Origin of the sequence: Grimontia indica, from assembly GCF_000333895.2 — a bacterium.
GTDB lineage: Bacteria > Pseudomonadota > Gammaproteobacteria > Enterobacterales > Vibrionaceae > Enterovibrio > Enterovibrio indicus.
In genome coordinates, this window is the sequence record NZ_ANFM02000013.1 from 64,242 (window position 1) to 88,010 (window position 23,769).

25 protein-coding genes are annotated in these 23,769 nt (G+C 45.5%); 15 read left to right on the forward strand and 10 right to left on the reverse strand.

Annotation, left to right across the window (positions count from 1 at the left end; all coding sequences use genetic code 11):
• The first annotated feature begins 364 nt into the window (after positions 1-364).
• The 6 genes from D515_RS08160 to D515_RS08180 all read left to right on the forward strand — a co-directional run bounded on the left by D515_RS08160 (position 365) and on the right by D515_RS08180 (position 4,257).
• Positions 365-808: a T6SS immunity protein Tdi1 domain-containing protein gene (locus D515_RS08160; protein ID WP_002537670.1), complete on the forward strand. Its 444-nt coding sequence runs from the start codon at positions 365-367 to the stop codon at positions 806-808.
• Positions 809-931: 123 nt separating this feature from the next.
• Positions 932-1,339 (forward strand): hypothetical protein, encoded by a 408-nt coding sequence (locus D515_RS08165; protein WP_002537671.1) that lies wholly within the window; start codon positions 932-934, stop codon positions 1,337-1,339.
• A 143-nt stretch (positions 1,340-1,482) separates the two neighbouring features.
• Complete coding sequence (locus tag D515_RS08170) at positions 1,483-2,079, forward strand: hypothetical protein (protein ID WP_051997484.1); 597 nt, start codon at positions 1,483-1,485, stop codon at positions 2,077-2,079.
• A gap of 135 nt (positions 2,080-2,214) precedes the next feature.
• Entirely contained in the window at positions 2,215-2,631 is a 417-nt protein-coding gene (locus D515_RS08175) for a hypothetical protein (RefSeq protein WP_039849775.1), read from the forward strand.
• 349 nt (positions 2,632-2,980) lie between these two features.
• Positions 2,981-3,136 (forward strand): hypothetical protein, encoded by a 156-nt coding sequence (locus tag D515_RS25865; RefSeq protein WP_002537676.1) that lies wholly within the window; start codon positions 2,981-2,983, stop codon positions 3,134-3,136.
• Positions 3,137-3,582: 446 nt separating this feature from the next.
• A complete protein-coding gene (locus D515_RS08180) occupies positions 3,583-4,257 on the forward strand; it encodes an imm11 family protein (protein WP_039849776.1) in 675 nt (224 codons plus the stop codon).
• Between the two features lie 342 nt (positions 4,258-4,599).
• Here D515_RS08180 and D515_RS08185 read toward each other — a convergent pair whose 3' ends face one another.
• The 5 genes from D515_RS08185 to D515_RS08205 form a co-directional block, all read right to left on the reverse strand.
• Positions 4,600-6,201: a VapE domain-containing protein gene (locus tag D515_RS08185; protein WP_002537677.1), complete on the reverse strand. Its 1,602-nt coding sequence runs from the start codon at positions 6,199-6,201 to the stop codon at positions 4,600-4,602.
• Positions 6,185-6,403, reverse strand: a complete 219-nt coding sequence (locus D515_RS08190; protein WP_039849778.1) for a hypothetical protein — start codon at positions 6,401-6,403, stop codon at positions 6,185-6,187. The genes D515_RS08185 and D515_RS08190 overlap by 17 nt, the downstream gene beginning before the upstream one ends.
• A gap of 194 nt (positions 6,404-6,597) precedes the next feature.
• Positions 6,598-6,783, reverse strand: a complete 186-nt coding sequence (locus D515_RS08195; protein WP_002537679.1) for a helix-turn-helix transcriptional regulator — start codon at positions 6,781-6,783, stop codon at positions 6,598-6,600.
• A 129-nt stretch (positions 6,784-6,912) separates the two neighbouring features.
• Positions 6,913-7,914 carry a hypothetical protein gene (locus tag D515_RS08200; protein WP_002537680.1) on the reverse strand — a complete coding sequence of 334 codons (1,002 nt, stop codon included), beginning with the start codon at positions 7,912-7,914 and terminating at the stop codon, positions 6,913-6,915.
• Positions 7,915-7,917: 3 nt separating this feature from the next.
• Entirely contained in the window at positions 7,918-9,216 is a 1,299-nt protein-coding gene (locus D515_RS08205; RefSeq protein ID WP_002537681.1) for a tyrosine-type recombinase/integrase, read from the reverse strand.
• 417 nt (positions 9,217-9,633) lie between these two features.
• Here D515_RS08205 and D515_RS08210 point away from each other — a divergent pair, with 417 nt between their 5' ends.
• Positions 9,634-9,834 (forward strand): hypothetical protein, encoded by a 201-nt coding sequence (locus D515_RS08210; RefSeq protein WP_002537683.1) that lies wholly within the window; start codon positions 9,634-9,636, stop codon positions 9,832-9,834.
• Between the two features lie 14 nt (positions 9,835-9,848).
• Here D515_RS08210 and D515_RS08215 read toward each other — a convergent pair whose 3' ends face one another.
• A complete protein-coding gene (locus tag D515_RS08215) occupies positions 9,849-10,262 on the reverse strand; it encodes a hypothetical protein (protein ID WP_051997485.1) in 414 nt (137 codons plus the stop codon).
• Between the two features lie 24 nt (positions 10,263-10,286).
• The gene (locus D515_RS25240; protein WP_039849779.1) at positions 10,287-10,877 is read right to left on the reverse strand and encodes a cytochrome c oxidase assembly factor Coa1 family protein; all 591 of its coding nucleotides are present in this window, start codon (positions 10,875-10,877) and stop codon (positions 10,287-10,289) included.
• Between the two features lie 325 nt (positions 10,878-11,202).
• Here D515_RS25240 and D515_RS08230 point away from each other — a divergent pair, with 325 nt between their 5' ends.
• The 5 genes from D515_RS08230 to D515_RS08250 all read left to right on the forward strand — a co-directional run bounded on the left by D515_RS08230 (position 11,203) and on the right by D515_RS08250 (position 18,950).
• Positions 11,203-13,374 carry a lipoxygenase family protein gene (locus D515_RS08230; protein ID WP_002537686.1) on the forward strand — a complete coding sequence of 724 codons (2,172 nt, stop codon included), beginning with the start codon at positions 11,203-11,205 and terminating at the stop codon, positions 13,372-13,374.
• A 91-nt stretch (positions 13,375-13,465) separates the two neighbouring features.
• Positions 13,466-15,310: a sensor domain-containing diguanylate cyclase gene (locus tag D515_RS08235; RefSeq protein WP_002537688.1), complete on the forward strand. Its 1,845-nt coding sequence runs from the start codon at positions 13,466-13,468 to the stop codon at positions 15,308-15,310.
• A 158-nt stretch (positions 15,311-15,468) separates the two neighbouring features.
• On the forward strand, positions 15,469-15,816 hold the full coding sequence (locus tag D515_RS08240; RefSeq protein WP_002537689.1) for a hypothetical protein: 348 nt from the start codon (positions 15,469-15,471) through the stop codon (positions 15,814-15,816).
• A gap of 391 nt (positions 15,817-16,207) precedes the next feature.
• Positions 16,208-17,059 carry an alpha/beta fold hydrolase gene (locus tag D515_RS08245; RefSeq protein WP_002537690.1) on the forward strand — a complete coding sequence of 284 codons (852 nt, stop codon included), beginning with the start codon at positions 16,208-16,210 and terminating at the stop codon, positions 17,057-17,059.
• A 187-nt stretch (positions 17,060-17,246) separates the two neighbouring features.
• Complete coding sequence (locus D515_RS08250; RefSeq protein ID WP_002537691.1) at positions 17,247-18,950, forward strand: glycoside hydrolase family 30 protein; 1,704 nt, start codon at positions 17,247-17,249, stop codon at positions 18,948-18,950.
• 77 nt (positions 18,951-19,027) lie between these two features.
• Here the strand turns inward: D515_RS08250 and cspE are convergent, their stop codons facing one another.
• A complete protein-coding gene (cspE, locus tag D515_RS08255; RefSeq protein WP_002537692.1) occupies positions 19,028-19,240 on the reverse strand; it encodes a transcription antiterminator/RNA stability regulator CspE in 213 nt (70 codons plus the stop codon).
• Between the two features lie 311 nt (positions 19,241-19,551).
• On the opposite strand from cspE, the gene D515_RS08260 reads away from it, so the two are divergent.
• Together D515_RS08260 and D515_RS08265 are read left to right on the forward strand one after the other, a co-directional pair.
• Positions 19,552-20,184 (forward strand): 3'-5' exonuclease, encoded by a 633-nt coding sequence (locus D515_RS08260; protein WP_002537693.1) that lies wholly within the window; start codon positions 19,552-19,554, stop codon positions 20,182-20,184.
• A gap of 140 nt (positions 20,185-20,324) precedes the next feature.
• The gene (locus D515_RS08265) at positions 20,325-21,107 is read left to right on the forward strand and encodes a substrate-binding periplasmic protein (protein WP_002537694.1); all 783 of its coding nucleotides are present in this window, start codon (positions 20,325-20,327) and stop codon (positions 21,105-21,107) included.
• Between the two features lie 29 nt (positions 21,108-21,136).
• On the opposite strand, the gene D515_RS08270 is transcribed toward D515_RS08265, so the two are convergent.
• Positions 21,137-21,775 carry a hypothetical protein gene (locus tag D515_RS08270; RefSeq protein WP_039849781.1) on the reverse strand — a complete coding sequence of 213 codons (639 nt, stop codon included), beginning with the start codon at positions 21,773-21,775 and terminating at the stop codon, positions 21,137-21,139.
• A gap of 230 nt (positions 21,776-22,005) precedes the next feature.
• Here D515_RS08270 and D515_RS08275 point away from each other — a divergent pair, with 230 nt between their 5' ends.
• Positions 22,006-22,740, forward strand: coding sequence for a VOC family protein (locus tag D515_RS08275; protein ID WP_002537697.1), 735 nt, complete (start codon positions 22,006-22,008; stop codon positions 22,738-22,740).
• Positions 22,741-22,985: 245 nt separating this feature from the next.
• Here D515_RS08275 and D515_RS08280 read toward each other — a convergent pair whose 3' ends face one another.
• The gene (locus D515_RS08280) at positions 22,986-23,465 is read right to left on the reverse strand and encodes an SEL1-like repeat protein (RefSeq protein ID WP_039849782.1); all 480 of its coding nucleotides are present in this window, start codon (positions 23,463-23,465) and stop codon (positions 22,986-22,988) included.
• Between the last annotated feature and the right edge of the window lie 304 nt (positions 23,466-23,769).

The window sequence follows — 23,769 nt, forward strand, 5'->3', positions numbered from 1 at the left end:
CAAGCAGAGTGCGCAGTTTTAAGAAAATAATTGCGCACTTTTTAGAGACAAAACTTGGCGAGTTCTTCCCTAACTTCATCAGAAAAAACTTATAAAGCATATATATAGAACCGTTAAGACGCTGCCATATGCGGTTTCAGAGAAACAAATATTGCGCACTTTTCCTGAGACTGCGCAGTTCTTACAACCCTTAAGCTATCCAAGGCTACAGTCAGGTCAGAATCAGGTTCGCAATCTATCCTCTGAATGACGAATACTTTTTATAGTTCGAGCCGTGCTTTTCCACTGTTGAAACATGCAGCCTCTGCAATTGTGTCGCACAATACCGAAGTATTTGTTATCGCAACGACATATCGGGGAAATCATGGATGTGACCGAAAAAATCAATACCAGCTGGGGATGGACCGGTATTGAAGCAGTCGAAGTCGTAAGAGAAAACGATTTTGGTAATCTCTTAATTAGAGACTCATCTAGCAGGTTTTGGCGCTTATGTCCGGAGGAACTGGAGTGTGAGCTAGTCGCTGCCAATAAGCAGCAGTTTGATGAATTGCTCAGCGACAAAGAGTTTTTAATTGACTGGCACATGACTGCTTTAGTCGAGGTTGCGAAGAAGACATTGGGCGAACTAGATGAAGGCCGGAAATACTACTTAGTGATACCTGGAAGTTTGGGCGGTGAGTACGACATCTCCAATATCAAAACTATCACCTTAGATGAACTGATTAGTTTATCTGGAAGCCTTGCGCATCAGATTAAAGATTTACCGCCAGGTGCGAAGGTAAAACTCAATGTGGTGAAAAAGAACTAATTTTTTCCAGGCCATCAACGGGATGCTTTGTCACTGCGGCAGTTTTTCAAAGTATTGTGAATACAAAGGATTGAGGCGTTTTGGTAAGCACCCGTTATCGCAACGTTATACAAGGAGTGAAGTTTGAAGCTAGCCACGTTTGAAGAAGACTATTGGCAACTACGCTCTGGTGTTGAATCTCACATGTTAAATCCACAAAAATTCTGGATACCAGATGAGTCAGAGCGAAGAAACCTAAAGATCGGTGATGCCGCCAAACTTATCTTTGATGTAGAAGGTGAGAATGATGACGGCTCAATAGAAGTTGTGGGTGAAAGAATCTACGTTATCGTTTCAGAAATCATAGGTGAGTTCTACATAGGCATTCTTGATTCTCAACCTTTATGCATCGACCCAAAAGACGACTTTTACCTTGGCTTTGGGGTTGAGGTGGCTTTTACCCAAGAACACGTAATTGATATAGACCGCCCGCCGGATGACTACATAGAGTGGCAATTAGGTCAAAAACCAGAAAAAGAGTGGCCAAGGTAACCTTTGTATAACAATGTCATCAACAGGACGTGTAACTCAGAGTCAGCAGCATATTCCACTCTCTGTGACTTCGCTTTCCACGACAAATTCAATTAATTACACGCCAGTTATAACCGGCGTTAGCCATACAAGGAGATCGAGCATTGTTCGGATTATTCAAGAAAAATGAAGAAAAAATCGGAATTGAACCTGAATATATCGTGGTTACGATAAATGCTCGTATCCAGCCAATACACAGAGGTGAGATATATGAAGACCCTCTCGATAAGATTCTCTCGGAAAACTCTATCGGTGAAGTATCTGGTGGAGGCACTCTTCAACTCCAATCTGGCGAAATTGAGCATTGTGATGTGGAAATTCAAGTTAACAATTCAAGCAAAGAAACTGTTGCACTCATCAGAAATTCACTCGAAAAAATAGGTGTACCCAAAGGGTCAAAAATGAAAGTGGAAGCCACTGACTCCGAAATCGAGTTTGGTACTTTAGAAGGTTTGGCGATCTACCTAAATGGCACTGATTTAGACGACGAAGTATATGCAAACAGCGACTCCAATCACGTATACAGTGAACTTGATCGTCTCACTCAAGATAATGGTAAAGTTTATAGTTATTGGCAAGGCTCAAAGGAAACAGCTTTCTATTTGTACGGTACGTCATTTTCTCAAATGAAATCCCAAATCTCAGAGTTAGTTCAGAGCTATCCTTTGTGCCAAAAATGCAGAATTGAGCAGATAGCATAAAGTTGGCTAACAAGAGCATAAACGGGACGTTTACTCGTGGCGCATTTTTCTAAAAGCGGTGATTTAGCCATTTCAATCAGTTTGGGCTAGTAAAGGTCCATAATTCGAACGTTATATGCCAATGGGGGAATTAGTGTGCTGGGAGAGTTCATTCTCGTAGATGATCTTAAAGCAAATGAGCTTTTAGTTGAGGCAGCTCCCTATGAGTCGCGTACTAGCCAAACTTGGAGGCAGCTAAATGAGTTCCACTTTGAAAGCCTTTGGGGAGTTATTTCAGATCAACCAAATGCTATCTCAACAGGCCACCTTAAAGTTCTTTCGGCTGAAGATGGAGAGGTCTGGTTAATCGTTTTTTCAAATGATTATCGAGACCTTTTGGCTAATTTCGATCACAGAGACATAAATAGTACTTCTTCCAAATGGTTTCAAACCGACGGGTTCAAATGGGGTTGGAGTGAGAAGGATGTCATCAGTCTTTTCGAAAGCGTGTGTTCACTTGCGAAAAACGCCAAGCAAAAAGACCAGTCTCTTGTTTATTGGGGCAGACTTTGAAATGTATGCAGTAGATATGAGCCCTTCTTCGGTCAAAAGGCACTAGATGCCTTTATTACTACCTGAGCAGTCACTGCCTTCGAACAACAAAGTCATCTACTTCGTTTTCCCAGTCAGCAATTGAAGGCGCAGCGTCCTAGTATTTCACGCACCTTCCCCAAGTAATTTCTCATTCGTCGAAACAGAACAAACGTGATCAAAACCTCCGAAATGCCCTCCCTCCTCATGCTTTGGGGCAAAAAATACGATTTCTTCTATCCCATCTGTACCACCAAGGTCATCCTGCTTTTCCAAAGTCTGGGAGATCTCTTTCACCATTCACCAAAAGTCAATTAAGCCAATGATAATAATGAATTTTAAGTGGTGGGTGAAAGAGATGGTGAAAAGGTCATTCACCATCATTCCTATTCACCAAGTGGTGAAAGAGACACTAATGGTGAAAGAGATTTCTCTCATTCACCACCCTCTTTCACCACGCTGCAAACCTTGCCACACAAGGCTTTAGTCCAAATTTGGTGAAAGGGTGAAAGAGTTTTATCAACTTTTAGGATTTGCTTAATTGGCATTAAGTAAGTCTACCCAACTTAGCACTGAGAAAGCCTAACCTTTTCACAGGCAACTTTTGCACACTTTTGAGTTAGCCACGATTGCTAGCTCAAAACTGCCCCAAAGCTTTTTGGCCAGTGTTTTTTAACAACTTCAAACATCCACACCTTTCTATACAAAAACTAATCGAGAACACCACGCCAGCGACGAGAAAAGAAAGGGGTGACGTTAACGAGGACATTATTCAATGCTGGGCACGGCAGAATTCCCATTTGATTTGACGCTTCGTATCTCTTTGTTGAGTCAGTATTTTCAAAGCCATTGATGGCAGAATGGATGGAACTGTCTGCTCTGAAAGAGATAGGCGCAATGCCAACCAAAAGAAAAAAATAAGGAATTGCACTAATGGCTAAAGAATTGGATAGAGATTTCAATCTACCGTTAATAGAGACTTATTGTCTTACCGAAGAATGTGAAAATAAAATTCATACACTTTCACTAATATTGAAAGAACAAGAGAGGGTGGCCCAAAGGAATACTAGGAGAGCAGGTGAAAATGTAATGCTAGCGAGGTTTGATTTTTTATCTGTGCCTCTAAATGAAGAACAGATCGATTTACTCCCTGAGAAATTAATTTCCCCTTCAAATAGAATGATTTATGACTACCAAGCGTGGGCGTGTGGTTTGGCGTTAATAACTGGTAAGCTCAAAGAATGTATCGAAAGTGTTGAACCGTCTGGTGGTCATCAATTTATTCCTGTTGAAATTTTTAATGCAGATTCAAAAAAGCTAGGAGATGCATATTTTTGGAAAATACTGAATGTCATAGATTCAATAAGGCTTGACTCAGGTGGAATTAAACCCGAATCAGGAGGTGAAATAATGGCAGACTCTCCTCTTGCTTATTCTTACTCGGGGGATATAAATATTTATGCCGATAGAGCTGTAAGAAAAGCAGCTTGGCACGAATTGAGGTTAAGGCTTACAAAATTAGTTTCAGATGAACTATTCGATATTATAAAAAAAAGGAATATTTCTAATGTCGGCATGATAGCCATTCAAAATTTCATAGAGCAATAGGAGGAATAAAAACTAATGGCCATGTGTTTCATGGTCTAGGCACTCTTTACTCTGTTTCAGACCAAATATAGTGATGGTTAGAAATGGGTATGAATGTGGGCAACTACTTTACCTCAATGATTTCTTTAACTGAGAGGCAAGGACAACCAATGTTCTCTAACAAACAGCAAAGCCATCTACTTCGCTGTCCCAAATCTGTAGTTATCCGAACAGGGCAATAACAAACGTAATTCGTAAATCAAAATTGTCCATAAGCACGTTATGCTGTTTTGGTTCTTAAGCATTATCAAAGCAGTCAGAGCATGATTATGAAATACTCATGACAACTCACTGCGCCTCTCTTCAACGCTCATTGATAACAGGAAGAAGATAGACCACGACTCTTGAGCGCCCCTCTTTTGACTGAATCAACCCATCTTGAGCCATCCCTTTTAACGCCTTTCCTACTGCTCTTGCCCTTGTAAGCGGTATGTCGCAATAGCTGCATACTTCGGACGCTTTGAGCCATTGGAAGTGTCGGTTGGCGAACTTCACATCTAAAAAACGCTCTTCAAGCAACACGCGATAATCATCTTTAAACTGATGTTGGTCATTGATCTGCCTAAATATGCGAAGTTCGTTCTTGTTCAGTGTCCAGGATGCTCCGTTGTCATACCTATGTTTCACCTCCAGCCAAAACTGTCGCAACCTCTCTGGCTCCGTTAGCGACACACGGCTATCTTTATAGGTCCACCCAAGCGCCGTATTAACTGTGTCCATATCTACGTCTTCACTCAATTCAATAACCGCATAGCGGCTTGAGCCGGTTTCATCTCGTAAGAAATCAGTACCGTTAACACTGGCTATGAATACGGTTTGCCGTTTCTTTTTTATATCCGCACGACCATATGGCGGCCTGACAGAGTCAACATTCTTGGTGATAAAAGCTTTCAAACTCCCCTGACTGTGCTTGGATGTTCTCTCAAGCTCGCCAAGTTCTACAATCCAGCTTTTAATACAGCTAAGAATTGAGTCTTTGTTGTCTGGGTTGAGCTCCCCCCCTTCCAGGAAGGCATGTGGTACCACCTCAGCAAAACGCGATATATAAGCCGTTTTCTTAAAACTTTGCTGACTTTGCAACACCGGAACTAACTTACAGGTAAAGTTTGGCTCGTATAGCGCCGCAATAGCAGCAATAAACCACTTACCCAGCGCAATGTCTGCTACCTGTTTGTCCTTGGCATTCAAAGCGTCAATGACTATCGATACCCGTTCCTCGCCATCCCATTCACCACCCGATAACCATGCCTTCACGGGGTGATAGGATTGCTTTTCGCAAAGTGCGGTGAGGTGGTCTTCTATTGAGGACTTGGGCAACCCCGCTTTTAGTGCCTCACTTATCAAGAATGATCGCTTACCCTCGAACGTTTCCGGTCTTGGCTTGCCACCCTCCAGCATTTCCAGTTCAAGTGTCATGCTGTTTTGGGCTGGAGTCAGGCCGATATGCTCGACTAGCGCTGACAGGTTATCGAAGGTTCCCAAAGGTCTTGCGTTCTCGTTAAGGTCTGGAAACCGCGTGTCTTTTGCTTTGAGCCGTTTGATATGACCACTTTCATCATCAAGAGATCTATAGCTATCAATACTGGTAACGGTGTCATCCGTGAATTCATCCACGACATTCACAGACGCCGCCACCTGCCTAAAACCGTCCAGCCCAAGTCGTTTTATCAGCGCCTCTTTACGCTCAACATTTCCGGTATTTGCCCAAGTATGAATACCCTCTTCAGAACAGGTCATTTCTGAATACAGCTCCTTTAGGACATCACAACTCGCTGTCTTTATGGCTTTTGCAGCGGCGACGGGTAAAAGGGGATTACTCCCCTTATTACCAACATGCAGCAAGTAATACCCAAGCATGAGATCAGCCGAAGATAAGCCAAGTTGCCTTTCAAGATGATTTGCCATAATCCCCCCGACACTCCGAACCGGCTAACGCGAGCTGAAGATGAATGAATTTTTCCTCTTCTCTATTTTGAAGCGCTGCTAGGTCGTGTAATTGCTCGCTGAGAAGACTGGTTAACCGGTCTCTATTCTCGTCGCTAATATCTTGCTGAAGGGCATCAGCAAGCCCAAGGCAGTACTCCATTTTCAGATTGAGATAGCTCATGCGGTCACCCCCAGACACAACGAGGTTGTAGGGGCCGAAAAACAACGAGAGATAGCGGGTAAAGTGCGGGTAGGGATAGTAGCCATAGTGGCAATCCTATTTTTTGGTTGTAACCAGCCCTCCCACGGAGTGGGATAATTTGAAGGCAGGAGATTTCTGTTCTTGTCGCTAATAGCTTGCAGCTGAAAAGTTGGCTATTTTTGCCACTCGCCATTCAGCCATGCTTGATAGTCTTCCTCGCGCCAGCCAATGGCACGTCCATTTACTTCTATTGGGGTAGGAAAAACCTTGTCTTTGCGATACCAACGCCAAATGGTTTTGGATGACCGGCCGACAAGTGAGGACATTTCTTGGAGAGATACAATGCGAGAGATTGTCATTTTTTGCTCCTTGTTAGGTTCAAATGCGAACAGGAGCTAAGTTACATTACTAGCCTTCAATAACTTGGGCGTGCCCAAAACATTGTTGGGCGGCGAACATCAATATAAACACTAAGATATTGGCTTATATCACTTTTTTTGGTTTTCAATTTCCCTCTCAACAGCTTCGACGCATTGGCTAATATCCTTTCGCACCTCCCCTGAAAGAGGACCAATACCAATACGAGCACATTCTTGCTCTATCGTTTTCATGAGTTCCGAAGAGTTGATCCTCTTGCCCCGTATAAACTTATTTGGCTTAGATTGGGCTACTAGCTTGGCCATAATACCCAGAGCTATCCCTCTAGTGTCTTGTGAAGTTTTGAATTTGCCAAATAAAGCCTTGGCATACCTACCTTGCGCGTCGAACTTTTTGGCTACATCTGGGGAGTTATAGAGGGTTTCGAGTTCAGTTCTAGAATGAGTCGCATTGTGTATTTTTAGAAGGTCTTTTCGCAGCAAATAGTAATTCCCATCCCATAAATGTCTATCAACACTGATCTCTGCACTTTTTAAACTATCACCCCAGGTGTTTTCAATTTCATCAGACCAAAGTACAAGTTTTTCACCGTCTAGATCTGAAAAGAAGTCCACCTCCCAAAAGCCAAATACAACAGACTCCGTCTCGAACATATAGTCCGATGGAGAGCAATCTTTTACATCCCAAAAAGCACTTCCATATGAGTGAAAAACCCCCATTAGACAGGAAGAATTTTCATGAAAGTTATTCTCAGAATTTTCCAGCATGCCAATAAGAGTATTTTTGAGCATAAAGTATGCGGCCTTTCCCAAGGGGTTTGATGCTAGGTACTTTATTTCTTCACCTTGTAAAGCCATTTGTTTTTCAGAAACTCTTACTAAGTACTCCTCTGTATTCTCGTGTTCCTTGCCTTTAATCTCGGTCATTAAAACTCTAATTTTACCTATCACTTGCTTATCAAATTGTGCGTAAAGTTTAATGGCACCCACAGTGACCCAATGATAGATATCTTCCACTTCACACCCCAGTAGTCTGGCAGCCCGCTCCACTGAGCAATATTCAAGAGGTAATAGAGGCGGAAACTTCGTTTCAGTTTCTTTCCTCGATGACATGATTCAATCCCTCCCTGAAAATGCCACTACATTCGTGACATTGGTGTTGTCATTTAGTCGTTGTTCCCATGATTCCAACGCCCTTCTTTTCTCAGGCAGGTATTCATAGCGGTCATAGTGCTTGCTGGAAACATCATTGAGCGCATGGTTCTGAATGCGGTCCCTAATTGATTTAGAAATTCCAATCTCTCCCATCAGGGTTTTACACGTGCGGCGAATGTCGCGGGGAGTAAATGACGAAACAAAAGGCGTCGCCTCTCGGTATCGGGTAACAGCTTGTGATAGCGAATCCAAACGAATGTGTTCGTTGCGGTTTAGCCGGTGCGGAAAGATATAGGTCGAGTCTTGGTTTGCTTCACGCAGCTGGCGCAACACTTCCAATGCCGTTTCTGTTAGAGGAATGATGTGTTCACGCTTGTTTTTCGACAGGTCGCGACTCACCAAAAAGGATTTTTGCTGCCAATCCACGGCTTCCCACTTAGATACGGCCAGTTCATAAGGGCGCTGGCCCCCCGTATACAAACAAAGCAAAATCAAACACCGGATGGTGTCACCCATTTTGAATCGTTCATATTCCCCATTTAGATCTGCAATTACCTGGAGCAACTCATTTATTTTCAGGTAGTGCTCACCCACTCGCTCTGCGTCTTTCTGTTTTGGGATTGCCGTCATTGGGTTGAACACTAAGCCAAACTTAGCTTCATCAATGAAGTTAGCAGGGTCGTTGTCGTGCCTTAGTCCATAGTTAAACGCCGCCATCAGATAACTGCGCACTCGGTTTGATTGGGTTTTCGCCCCACGCCTTATCATCCCTGCCAGAACCAGCTTCAACTCGTATGCTGTGACATCTTTGGCTTTAGTGGCGGGCGGAATAATGGGATAGACTTCTTTTACGAGAGAGGTGAGTACGGCTTTGTGGGTTCGCTTGCCGTCCTTCGCCATCTGCGCGACATAGGCTTCAAACAATTGCTGCAGTGAGCCCTTTCTGGCTTCCTCGCGTTTCGCGCTATCCTTTTCTCGCTTTTTCGTTTCGATGAGCTCTTTCGGGTCAATGCCTTGAACGAGTAAATCACCCAACTCCTTTTGCTTCGCTCTCGCATCATTGAGAGACAGCGTCGGAAATTGCCCCAACGGAATAAACTTCGCTTTACGGCTGACAAAGTAGCGAAACACGAAACGCTTAGTGCCTTTTGGTGTCACTTGCACACCAAGTTTTCCTGCTCCCCGCTCGCTGTTTGTGTCCCATTCATAGTAAGGACTGCTTCTAGGTTTCAGGCCCTTTATTGCATTTACCGTTAGCATCTTCCTCTCCATGGTTGACCCTGTTCCTTGTTTGACTATGGCGAAATTTAGTCAAACATTTAGTCAAACAAGGATGCCCCTAAATGAGATTAGCCAAGATGAGATGTAACGATGTTTCAATTTTAATCCACTGAATTAAATAACAAAAAAGACGCACTGAGAAAAAGTGAGATTTTATAGAAATCAGTCAAATCACGACTCATAATCGATTGGTCCTCAATTCAAAGCTATCTACTTTTCTCTGGTCTATTTTGGGGTGATTTGACGTTACGTCTCCAGCCCTCGGACAACACAAAACATCCAAAAAATCAGTTTAAGAACTACTGGGACAGACACCTCAAGAAAAATCTCGTCCAAACTTGGAAATTGCTTATAACCTCGGTTTAATCTGTGTTCGTTGGCTGAGCGAAGGGCTGCATGGGCATTAATATCACTCAGCTTGATAGCGCGCCTTCCAGTGAGCTCACACTGTGGTTGATGGTAGAGAATGTGGGTCATGCTATTGCGGAATTAGATAAGGCTGGGATTTATCATTTCGAAAGTAAGGGAGCGGCAAAGCAATACGCAAAACAGCTCTCATTGACCTCGTTCAAATATCTGCCTATCTCCATGAACTGAACCGTCAGGAGCCTTTAGTTTGAATTGAGAGCATTTTTGGAAGCGTAAATGATAGTTGGTGGTGCGGTTGTCAGAATACTAACGCACTCAGTATTACCAGCAATAAGATACTCAGTTAGACCTTCGGGGTCGGATAGAAAACCAGATCGTGTTTTCTCAAGACTAAGCCAGCCTCCCTCTTTCACGGTGCAAAGCCAGGTGAGGTCGGCATTGTCTGCCCACCAAAATTCATTTAGGTCGAATTCATCCAACACTCTGAATCCATCTACCCAAAAAAAGCAGACGTAAACTGGCTCTTCGACATTCTCGAATTCAACATGGACTTTGAGCAAACAACCGTCCCAATTTACACCGCGAACGTCTGACACGCGTTGTTCACTGAATTCATTGTCTACTGGCTCTATCTTGAACCCCGAGTGTTTATCCATGCTGACTCGTCCTCATTTTTATCGCTATTCACAAGGGATGACAATTTCTGTTTCTTGCGTATCAGCGAACTGAATTGTCAGGCAGTCCAACTGCCAGTTGAGATTGGTATGACTCGCTTTGAAGAAGAACACTCCATCGCCACTATCGCCTTCAATATCAAGATCCATTTCGGCGTAGCCTTTTGCATCATGGCCACCAATCTTCCCTGTATTCAATGAATAGTCATAGGGAATGCCAATCTTGTTTTGAAAGGACTCGTTTTGTTCCAATTTAGTAAGCGCAAGCTTCACCGAGGGTGACTCTTCAAATTCTCGAGAACTCAAATTAAGAAACACAGTCACAAAAAGCACAAGAGCTAGAAAAAACACCAGTGATCCAAACGACCATTTCCGCTGAGTTGCTTTGAAAGCTTCGATACTCTCCCAATGATTGTTTTTCCACGCCCATTCATTGCCTTTTGCCCCTACTACGAATGCGTAGAAAGTGCCAAAAAAAGGGACTAATGCCCAAAGGGCTTTATAAGACTTGAAACGTATTCCCCAAACGAAACTGAATATGAACGCTCCCCAGTTCCAGCCCTTAATCTCATTTGGGACTTGCTTCTCACTATCCATATGTTTGACTCCCTTTCACTTAAATCCGAAGGCTAATAACCCTGCTCTTACTGATACAAAGTTACTGCTCGTTGGGAAAATAACAAGACACAAACTTTCAATAAGGCAGCCGGATGTAACGGCGATTTGTTCTTTCAATTTTATGAAATGACCGCCGCAAATATTGATGTTTGTGTAGTGCGCCTGAATTTGCGCGCATGAACCTCTACTGATTGTTTTATTATTGGCTGTTTCATATATAAAACTAACGAGCCACAAGTGAATCATGGTTTCGTTTGAAAAGATGTCTCCCAAGGAGATTGGGAAAAGCCAGCAAGGAAAGCGCATGCAATCTAAGAACTCCTCTATGACTCCATCACTTCCACAGACATTGTCTCAGGAAGCCATTCAGGATAGAGCGTTTCAGGTATCGGTATCACAAGCGTCATATAACTATATGTTCAGCTACATTGAGCCCTTATCCCTCTCTGCAGGGCTGCCTAAAGGAGAGGAGTTCACACTCGAGTATGAAGCGAAAGTCGCTAAGGTCTTTTTACCCTTGCTGGAAAACTTCACCAAGGTTGTTGTGTCTTTGCTTGAGCGAGAGCTGCAGGACGATTTAACCGGTGATGTGTCAGAGTCGATCAAAAAGGTTAACGATGCCTATCACAAGTTGAAATCGCCAAGCTCTCCGCTGGCTGTGATTGAAGATGCAGCAGCAACCAAAGCGTTACTCGAAGCACTGGCTGAGGTACCTAATGCTATTGAAGGCGCGCTTCAAGGCCTTTCTCACCTACCCAAAGATTTCATGCACATTGTTGAGGGGTTGGCGAAAGTCACCAAGCAATTTGAGTCAGAGGGCTTTACGGCATTTCTTAAAGACACGCTTTATTACACCTTGAATGAAGAGCGTGGGCATCAATATCTCAAACCGAAAGGACTGGCAGATTACGAATTGCTGTTTAACACCTTGCCGACGCCTCAGGCTTTGGATGTAGAGCGCAAAGCGTGGATGCCGGAAGAGGATTTACCGATTTGTCTGCAAGATTGGTACTTTGGCTACATGCAAATCGCGGGGTTTAATACCACCAACCTCAGAGGTGTCAGAACTCAGAAAGAAGCGCATGAGAATGTGTATTTGCTGTCAGAGCTTTTGGAAAAAATGCCCGTTAGTGATGACACCTTGCAGCAAGTCAGCGGCAATAATGCGTTAACGCTCACTGAAGCCGCTAACAAAGGCTTATTGTACGTTTGCGATTACACCATGTTTGAAGGCAAAAAAGGCGCGTCTTTGCATGGTTTACACCGCTACCCTGAAGCACCGATTGCGCTGTTTTATTGGAATCCGTCACCACCTCATGGCTACCCGACTGACGGTGCAATGCAACCTATCGCCATTCAATTGGGGCAGCATTTTGATGCCGACACCACGCCGATTTTCACGCCAAATGACTGCACCAATAACAACGATGTAGATGGCGCAAAGTGGCTGCTGGCAAAAATAGTGGTGCAAAACGCCTGTACAATTGAGCATGAAACCGTGGCGCATTTGGGCGCGTGCCATTTGGTGATTGAACCCATTGTTGTCGCCAGCCATCGACAGTTGCCACAAACACACCCACTGATGGTGCTGTTGAAACCGCATTTCCGATTCACCCTGGACATTAACCATGGCGCTTACACCAGCTTGATGGTGCCAGGCGGCGTTGTAGCTTCCGTGATTTCAACCTCGCATCAAGAAACTGCAGAAGTGCTTGTTGATGCTTATGAAAAGCGCCGGTTTGATGATCAGTATCCAGACAAGATCTTCCATCAACGGGGTGTCTCAAGCGATTCATTACCGTCTTTCCCATTCAGGGAAGATACCCTCGACCTTTGGGCGGCGATTCAGCAATTCGTGACTGATTACCTGTCGCTTTATTACGAGGGCGAAACGGCGGAAGCGCGTAACAAAATGGTGTTGGATGATTTTGAGCTTCAAGCCTGGGTGAATGAGCTGGTTAATCCAAAGCGCGCTGCAGTAAGGGGCTTAGATGGCTTAACGGCAACCAATGATGAAAAGAGCCCGGTACAAATCGACAGCTTTGATTATCTTTGCCGTGTCGTGGCGCAAATCATTTATACCGCAAGTGCCCAACATGCTTCAGTGAACTATGCGCAATACCCGCTGATGTCTTATATCCCTGGAGCCAGCGGAACGCTTTACAAGCCAATGCCAGGACGCAACGAAACACTGACTCAGGAAGACGTGATTGATTGGCTGCCACCTTTGGATGTGGCGCTGTATCAAACCTCATTCGCCTACCTGTTAGCTGGCGTGCAATATGACACCCTTGGTCACTATACGGATGACCCAAGAACCCAATACTTCACCGACAAACGTGTGGCACCGATACTGACTCAGTTCCACATGAACTTAAACAGAATCGAAATCGATATTCATGAGCGCAATGCCTCACGACCTATGCCGTATGTGATGCAACTGCCCTCTTTGATACCGAACAGTATCAGTATTTAGGACCTTATCACTGGCATTTCCCTGCTGAGTAACCAGCAATGCCTGGCAGGGAATGAAGGTAATAAGTCCATTAACTCAGGAATGTACATGCATGTGGCAACGTCGGATTAATCACTTTTTATCGCTGGTTTTTTCCGTCCTGTTTATCACTTTCAGTGTCTCTGGTTTGGTTTCTGCGAAAACAACCATTGACTTGTCACAGTGGGAAAGCGGGGGGTCGACAGTTGATAAATTCCGTTTTATTGATGACCCTTCACATCAATTAACCATTGATGATGTTGCGTCTCTGGCAGACTGGCAGCGCCCTCAAAAAGGCGTCGTTAACAGGGGGTTTTCCACGCTTCCGACCTGGATCTCATTCCGATTATCCAACCCTGAGCCTGTCAGTAAAAAGATCATCGTGGAGTATGTAGAACCCTCCGTCGAGACCATTGATTTTTACTCACGCTTGAAAAGCGGTGAAGGCACATTCACGCATCAACGCTTTGTTTACACTCAGCCCACAGACTCGCGCCCGGTCTCCTTTTACAGGCCAGCGTTTTCAGTCGATGTCCCGCCTGAATCTGAGGTTGAGGTTTACTACCGCCTGTTCCAGGGAAGTGACTTCCCTATGCATAAGTTTGACTCGATGCGTGTCTGGGAAGAGTCTGATTTTTACCACTCCACACATGTAGAACTGTCGCTATTGGTGATTTTGTTGTGTGTGGAAATTGCTATGGGTCTGTCCACCCTGCTCGCCTATTTCGCCACAAAAGACCGTCTTTATCTTTATTACACCGCTTTCGCGTTTTCAGCCGCATCACTCTTTGCCGCATTCAGCGGTGTGTGGAGCTATTTAATCGCATCACAGCACTATGAGTTATGGATGGTGGTGCTTCAGATAAATATTTGCCAACTCGTCGCCATTCTTTTTGTCCGTCACTTTTTGAATGTGCCGGAGCACTTACCGCGCGTCGATAAAGTCATGCTGGCAGTGGTGGCAGTGGTCGCGGTCGGTGTGGTGCTTAACCTCTTTGGTCAGCCGTATCTTTCGCGAATCATCATTGATTTCACCGCAATTGGTGCGTTTTCCCTGATCCCATTGGGCATCTATGCACACAAGAAAAAAGTACCGCACGCACTTTTGTTTTCAGGAAGTTGGGTCTTCTTTGCCATTGGTATGGCACTCGCCTCGGCAAGGCTCAGAGGATACATTGCAGACAGCGCTTTTGCTGAGTGGCTGATTTATTTTGGTGGTCTGATTGAGGTCATCTTGCTGACTACCGTCATGATCCTTCGATTCAGGCACATGCAGCGTGAAAAGCAACGCATTGAAGACAAACACTGGAAATATTTGGAAAATGCCGCGCACGTGCTGGAAGAAAGGGTTAAAGAGCAAACCAAGCAGCTGTATGAAGCCAAAGCGCTTGCCGAAAAAGAAGCCCGCACCGATTTGCTGACAGGACTACCGAATAGACGTTCTTTCTTTGAAGGCGCACAGCAATTCATTGAACGGGCAAAACGCAACACCTCGCCAAGTGTGCACCTGTTGATGATCGATATTGACCATTTCAAGAAGGTGAACGATACCCACAGCCATGCCTGTGGAGACGCCGTTCTTCGCCATATTGGCAATATTCTGAACCACTCTTTGCGAAAAACGGATCTCCTTTCGCGTCTTGGGGGGGAAGAGTTTGCTGTGGTCATGGAAAACACACCTGAAGACGCTGCTCAAACCATGACTGAGCGTTTGCGTTCGGCGGTTGAGGAAACGGATATTCTATTCGAAGACCAGTTTATTCACGTCACCATTTCTGTCGGCATGGCCACCTGGCATCACACCCAGAATCTCGATCAACTGCTGCAAAACGCTGACCATGCGTTATACCAAGCCAAACGCGAAGGCCGTAATCGCATTGTCTATGCGCCAAAGGAAAGCGAAGTGCCACTGGCGTAATTGCGGTGGCATCTCTTTCATTTACAACGCGCCGTTCTCTATTCCCCTTGCGCCAAATCGCACAAACTTTAACCAAATCAAATTTCTAATCCGTAAACATCACTACACTGAAGAAATAGCTTAAGTTGGATTAATCCTTACTACCCAAGAGGAAAGGTATGCTTGATAGGCTGGATTGTCTTCACAAATTGCTCCCTAGCGGCAGCAAGCACAGTGTTGTGCCTATGTATATGTTCGCCAATGATGCCGGACTGCCGGTGGTGCTTCGCCTCAATATTCGTGGCGGCGATAAGTCGCTGCCCGTCATGGTGGTCGCTTTTGATATCGATACCCTTGCTAAGTCGGTGCACTGCGAGATTCAGTACCCCAGGGAGAAAGTGAACTTCAAACTCTATGGACAACTGACTTCTTCCCGTTTTCACATCGGTACCCATGAAATCACCAGTTGGGAATCACTGGAAAAGCTGGCGATTGAGTGGCTGAGATCCCCGGAAACCACAACTTGATACAACGGTAGACATACAACGCTGAATTCCAGTGTTCCCAAACGTCTCACTTTCAATAGTATTTCAAGAAATATGAGTTCCTAGTGTCCAAAACACAGTTATAAGCCAGTAGCATTTACTGTAAGTGTTTGACTTCACTAATACACTCTACAAACCGCCCTCTACACCAAACTCACTTTACATATCATATTGTTAACAAACTCTGTCACTAGCCATGAATGGAAGCATGCACCCATGAGCCTCTTTGGGTGGTGATGTAACAAACTTTTTCTATTTTTACGATAAAGAAATAGCCAGTCGGAGATGAGCAAAGAAGCGATTAGAACAAGAGGGGCAAGATGCAATCCCCATAAAGTTCACTTTGTTAACTCTATTTAAAAGGAGTAAAAATATGAGTTTTCAATCACGTTTCAACTTCAACATCGTAAAAGCTGTCACCATCGCTACTGCCTTGTTATCTGCCGCATGTTCCTCTGATTCATTCACTTCAGAAAAAGCATCGGCAGCTGATAATTTCACCATGATTCACTCAGCCTGGCTTGGGGGCTTCCAGTGGCAAGGTGTTCAAGAGCAAATCTCGATGCAACAATCCGCCACTTTCAATACGCCAGATATGCCAGGACACGGCTCCGACAAAACTAAACCAGCAGACATTACTTTCGAGGACTATGTCAAAACAGTAACGGATATCTTGGATAAACAAGATGATAAGACCATTTTGGTTGGCCACAGTTTCGGGGGAATGATTGCCAGCCAAGTGGCTGAAGAACGTCCAGACAAGGTGAGTGCCTTGGTTTACCTATGTGCTTTCATGCTACCTGATGGCGTCTCTTTTATGGATGCTACGCAAGGTGTTCAGGGTTCTGCGGTATTGGATAACCTCTTCTTTAACGAAGATAAAACCGCAGTGGGAATAAAGGAGTCCGAAATCCATCATGCCTTTGCACATGACTTGCCCGCAGAGGCCGTTGAAGGTGCGAAAGCCTCTATGGTAATGGAGCCAACTGCACCGCTCACCTATAAACTGTCACTGACAGAAGAAAACTATGGCAGCATTCCCCGCTATTACGTGAAATGCTCTGAGGACAATGCTATCCCACCAAACGTTCAGGATGCGATGATTCAAGGTCAGCCCGTTAAAGGCACTTTCACCCTTGATTCAAGTCATGCTGTGATTTTCTCTGATCCAAAAGGTGTCGCTGATGCGCTGATCGCTGTCGCCAGTGCCGAGCGCAACATGTAACCATCATCATCGCCCTGTGTTTCTGTGAACTGCTGGGGCTGTATTGATTGCAAGAAAAGCAAAGCAGTAAACATGGCCTCCGGTTACATTCAAAAAATAGAACAGGTATACGTAGAGAGCCGCACATCAGGGACTAATGTGCGGCTTTTTATTTAACACCAATCATTCCCACTGTGGAGTAAAGAACATGGAAGTGAGAGCAGTCGCTGCGGCGCTTGTTGCGTTGTCTTCGGCAATGCTGCTTTCCTGCACTTCTGATAAAGACAGGGAGCAAGCATTGAGTAATAACAAGAATTTTGGCTTAACCTCGACGAGTGAAATCCTGCTGACCAGCGAAGCGGGCGACAAAATGTCAGTGATGCCAAACCAGTCCTTTACCACCGAACGTGCAAACGGCATACAAGTCGTCATCCAGCCGGATATCACCAAGCAAACCATCACTGGGATCGGTACGTCTTTCACTGAATCTGCTGCGTTTGTATTGGCTCACCTTCCGCCAGAAAAACGCCTTGAGGTCATGAACAATCTCTACGGCGAATCAGGCGCGAACTTCTCGCTGACCCGCACGCCGATTGGCTCGACTGACTTTTCTGTGGAAGGAAAGCTCGGCTATGCCGAAGTCGAAGGTGACGCGGCGCTGGAGCATTTCACAATCGCACCAGACAGCGATGGCTTTTCAAAAGCCAAGTATCCCGGTATTCAGGATGAATCGTTCGACGTGCTGCCGATGATCAAAGAAGCAAAATCGATCAAAGCAAAACAAGATGACGGCACCCTGAACATCATTGCTTCCGCGTGGACTGCGCCACCTTGGATGAAGGATATCAATACCTGGTTCATCAAAGGCTCAGAAGAGAACGACTGGGAAGGCACGGGTGGCTCGCTCAAACCGGAATATGAATCCACTTACGCGGATTATCTGGTGAAATACCTTGAGCACTATAAGGAAGCCGGTGTTGATATCTGGGGTTTAACGCCCGTCAATGAACCGCACGGCAACAGTGGCAACTGGGAGAGCATGCACTTCACTGCTGAGACCCAAAACACCTTCATCAAAAAGTTTCTTGGTCCGGCTTTAAAAGAAAGCGCTTTCAACGATACTCGATTGCTTATCTACGATCAAAACCGTGATCATCTGGAGCATTGGACGGATGTGATCCTGGGCGATCCCGACACCGCGCCGTATGTTTATGGATCTGCCGTTCACTGGTATTCCAGCACGGTCGATGTGTACCAAGAGGTACTGGAGAAGGTACACAACAAATTCCCGGATTTCGCCATCATCCATACCGAAGGCACAATTGACGATCTCGGTAAGCCTGCACCGAAAGGCATTTTGGATCCGGTGAAATTTCAGGAGTCCGGCTGGTTTGATAACGACGAGTTCTGGTGGAATGAAAACGCGACCGATTGGGCATACACCGCTACTTGGGCACCAAATCCGGAAAACCACCCTATCTACACCCCAGTGCATCGCTACGCGCGTGACATCATTGTCAGCCTGAATCACTGGATGAACGGTTGGGTAGATTGGAATGCGGTGCTAGATGCCAAAGGCGGCCCTAACCATGCTGGAAATTTCTGTGGTGCACCGATCATGATTGATACGGAAACCGGGTATGTCTATTACACGCCGATTTATGATGTGCTGGCACAGTTCAGTCGCACGATTCGTCCCGGCGATAAAGCAGTCAAAACCGATACCTTGTTAGGCGGATTGGAGCAGGATGATTTGCATGCCAGTTCAACGGTGAATGAATCAGGATTGCTAAGTGTGCAACTGCTGAACACGACCAAGAAGCCGATACAATTTGATTTGGTGATTGGTGCGCAGAGTGCGCTGATAACCCTGCCAGCGAATGCGTTGCAAACGGTGCGGGTTCAACTTTAAGGGCGATACCCTGAGGAAGAAAAAGGCAGGAAATAAAACGGCGCAATATACCGAGTATTGCGCCGTTTCTCGCTGAATTACAGCGCTTCTACGTTAGTCGCTTGAGGACCTTTTTGGCCTTGCTCAACGTTAAAACGTACTTTTTGGCCTTCAGCCAGAGTTTTGAAACCGTCAGAAACAATTGCACGGAAGTGAACGAATACGTCCTTGCCGCCGTTGTCTTGAGTGATGAAGCCAAAACCTTTAGTTTCGTCGAACCATTTTACCAGACCAGTCGATTTATCAGACATAGTAACCTCTAATTTGTTTTTAATTGAATATGTTAACGACAAGCTAAACGCCGACGTTAAACAGCAAGGCTGTACGGAAAGCTATTGAATGGTCGATGAAGCACAAGTTGACGCAGGGTATTAACGAAGACTATCGAGAAGTAGCTGAGAAGAAACTTAAACTAAATTTGGCATTAACAGCTCTTTCTGAGCCAGGCGCGAACTATACAGTGTGCTGGTTAAATAGCGAGCTTTATTTTCACTTTTCACGCATGTAGTCGTTTCCCCTGTATACTCCTTCCCTCTGTTTCTCTCGCTTCGGGATCTTCTCCATGCCATCCAAACCCGCCAATACCGTCGTCGTGCTCGACTTCGAAACCACAGGCTTATCACCCAACATGGGCGACCGCGCCATTGAAATCGGCGCAGTAAAGTTGGTTGACGGTGAGGTAGTCGACACCTTTCAGGAATTGATGAACCCGGGCTTTCGCGTCAGTAGTTTTATCGAGGGTTACACTGGCATCACTAACAACATGCTGCGCACGGCACCAGGCTGTGAAGATGTGATGGGTCGATTTTCCGAGTTTATCGCCGGGTTTAACCTTGTTGCTCACAACGCCTCTTTCGATAAGCGCTTTTTGGATGCGGAACTGGAACGCCTGCACGCAGGTTATTCCGGCCAGTTTACCTGCTCTATGCTGATTGCCCGCCGCCTGATTCAAGACTCCCCGACCCACAAACTCGGCGATCTGGTGCGCTTCAAGCATATTGCCAATGATGGCGTTTTCCACCGCGCTTTGGCGGATGCTGAAATGACAGCAAGGCTCTGGCTTCTGATGCTTGATGAACTGGAGCATCAAGGCATCACCAACCCAAGCTTTGCACTGATGCAAACCATCAGTAAAACCAGCAAGCAAGCACTGCCTTCTTTTTTTAACAAGCAACGCAGCAAAGTCAGCCTTTAATATCAATTCCTTAGACACCCATTATGCGACATGTTGGTGCGACTAAGTTCACTATTGAGATTCAGCAGAAATAAACACAGGCAAGCAATCGTCTTGAGTAAACTTAAGCGTATAAACATAAAAATACGTAACGAGTCGTAATGTCAGGTGAAGGAATGAATAACCCGGGTAAGTCGTTTTTAACCTCCGCTATTCGATGCTTTTTCGCACTGCCTCTGCTGATAGTCAGCCAGCTCGCAATGTCTCAAACATTCACGGTCATGACGGAAGATTTTGCGCCGTTTGGTTATGTGGAAAATGGCGAGTTAAATGGATTATCTGTCGATATCGTACGTGAAGTCTTTGCCATCGTCGGGCATCCTGACGATATTGAGATGCTTCCTTGGGCCCGCGCTTACAAAGAAACCAAACGAAAGTCCAACCGCATTTTGTTTTCAATGAGCCGCACACCAGAACGTGAACCCTTGTTTAAATGGGTTGGCCCCTTGGTGGAAGACAGAGTCACGTTTTATCGTCATAAAGACAGCGACATCAACATCCAATCACTGGAAGACGCGCGGGAAACAAACGCGATTCTTGTCACTCGTGGTTTTCCGGAAACAGAGTTCCTTCAGAGTCAGGGGTTTAACAATCTCTATATCACCAATTCCCCGATTCAGGCATTTTCCATGTTAGTGATGGGCCGGGGGGATTTGGCACCGATTGGGGAATTTGCCTACAAACCCATGATGCAAAAAAGCAGTATCGATGCGGAGAGTCTCAAGAACACGGGCGTAGAACTGTTCAATATCCAGCTTTATATTGCGTTTTCAAAAGACACGCCAGAAGAAGAAATCACCCGCTGGCAAGCGGCATTGGATCAGGTAAAGGCGTCGGGCAAGTATGGGGAAATCATTCGCCGGTATTCAGATCTTGGGTATTAGTCCGTAAGCCAGCAGATATTTTTGGATGATTACCAATAAGATTCGAGAACGGTCATGCCGTCGTAGGTACTGCACTTATAGCGGGTTTTCTTACCGCTTTCTCCTCTGCAGCTCACCGTAGTGAACAGAGTGTCTTTGTTCCATACCGACTCAAAGCTTTGGTCGAACCCACAATCGGCACCATAAAAGCTTTCCGCCTGTGCCGCACAGTATTGATAGGCTTCATCTTCACCACCGCGCGCATCCAACATTGCTGCACGAACTTTTCGCTCTTTACGGATGTTGGCGATATGCGCTTTGTCTGGCATTTCAAACCAGTCAATCCGTGGATTTTCGATATCAAAGCTCTTCTGGATCCAGGTTGCTTCCTTTACCGTGCCTGAGAATTTGATGGAAAGGTTTTTCAGGTAAGCCACATCGACGTTCGCCAACGCCTCAAATCCTGCGGGGTTGGAAAGTGTGATGGACTCTTTTTCTACCCTGACGACAACCTCTTGTTCGGTGGCTTTTTCAATTAATCCCGGCAGCGCAGTAAAGCTCACACCATCACACTCAAAACTGTATTCGCGATCCACAAAACAACGCTCTAGAAACACGTTGCCGTCTTTCTCTTTCGAACACCCGATAAGGGTAAGCATTGTAAAAAGGAGTGCTGTGGCTTTAAGCATGAATGTGATTTCTATTCCAAAACTTATTTGTCGTGATCTTGATACATTTCAATGTGTATTTGCAATCCTATCAGCAGTCGGGCGGGACGCTGTTGGCAAATTTACCCACTGATCATTGATTACTACTCGAAATCACGCTTTTTTCATCGCACTTTTCCCCTCCGAAACAGCAACAATGGGATATACCCTTATATGGGGATAAGGACGCACAAAGGACGGAGAAGGAATACGTGTTCACCAACATTACCATCAAAGCAAGGCTTAGCGAGCGACTTCACGCTTTCTATCAGGATGTGCTGGGCATGCGATTGACCGACTCCGGCTGGCGATTTGAAGGTGAAAGCGCATCACTGTCTTTTATTCCGTCTGATAACCTTTACCAACCCACACCAGCAGATGGCTTTTGGAAAATCGGCATCACTGTGGTGGACTTGGACGCCGCCTGCCACTGGCTTCGCTCACAGGGGATCAATGTTTCCGCGCCGCGCCAGTTTCAGGACATTGGCTATCTTGCTCACTTGTCTGATCCCAACGGGCTGACCATTGAATTACTGCAAACTACCTTTGAAGGCAATAAACCCCAACGCCAACCACTGACTCACCCGATTGCCGATGGAGCCGCGCTGGCACACATCACTCTTCGCTGCCATGACGAGCGAGCCATGCAGAAATGGGCTGAAAGCCTTGGTTTGACGCTGAAATCCATCCAACCTGTTACCGATTATGGCTTCACTCTCTATTTCTATTCTTTCATTGATGAGCCACAGCCAGAATCGGACTTGCATGCAGTCGGTAACCGTGAGTGGTTATGGCAACGTCCTTACACTTTACTGGAATTCCAGCTAGTCCATGATGCGCCGCCCTTTGCTTTACCTTCCGAAGAGGAAAGCGGCTTGTTTGGTGTTGAGGCTGGCGGAAAGGTAATTACGCCTCAAACGCTTAAAAACGCTGGGCTTGGGAAATAAAAAAGTTATCGATATCGTGAGACTGCCCCGCCAATTGACGACCCCATGCTGCGTCTTAGCGCTCACCTGGTGGATCCCAAGATCATGTGTTGATGGATAAAGTAAGGCCCAGCAAAAATGGCACACATGACGTCTTACATGTGCGCTACTGCTCCTATTGAGCATATCCAGAGTCGCTGTGCGTGTGCGGCCTTGCGTCAACCTGAAAACAACGAAGCAAATGGAAACTTTACGCCTTCACGTCATCAGCAAGGCTCACCATTTTGTTCAAGGTATTCGCAGGCAGCTTCAACCCCTTCGCGGGCGGCCATTTGGAGATATTCTTTTCCCTGACTTTTATCGACAGCAATGCCAAAGCCTTCGTAAAGCGCTTTCCCATAGTGATATCTGGCAAGTCTCGAGTAGCCTGCTTCGTCATCGAGTTGTGCCCCCTGCTTCATTAGGGCAGTGGAACGGGAGGGGTTTGGCGCTGAGTACACTCCACTTTCATGAATTTGAGCAAGTAGCAGCATGGAATAAACATCATTCCAGCGTGCAATGCAGTCTTCAAGAATCGCGACAGCGAATTCATGGTCACCGGTTTTCTCCGCAAAGTAGCCATAAATACACTTCATACGGTTGTCACTTTCTAGTTGTTCGGTGTAGGCAAATTCGCTGGTTTCAGCCGATAGATAGAGCGGAAAACATAACACGCCAACGCCTAACAAGAGTCTCCATTTAGACATGAATTAACGTTATCTCGGTGTAAAGTTCTTTGCTTCATAGTAGTAGGAAGTTGCATTTCCATCCCAAAATCATCCGTTTCTCTGTCAGATCTGCGTGAAAAAATTGAACCAATCAAAGTCTGAGATAACCGAACCATTATTGAGCAGAATGATAATTTTGCGTTGCACTACTAACAAAGATGTAAGACATATGATTCACAATTGATTAGTTCCGAGCAACAATTCCAAATTCATGAAATACATCGCAGTTTTCACACTGATAAGTGATAACTTTCACATTAAATTTTTGACCAGCACTTTCTCC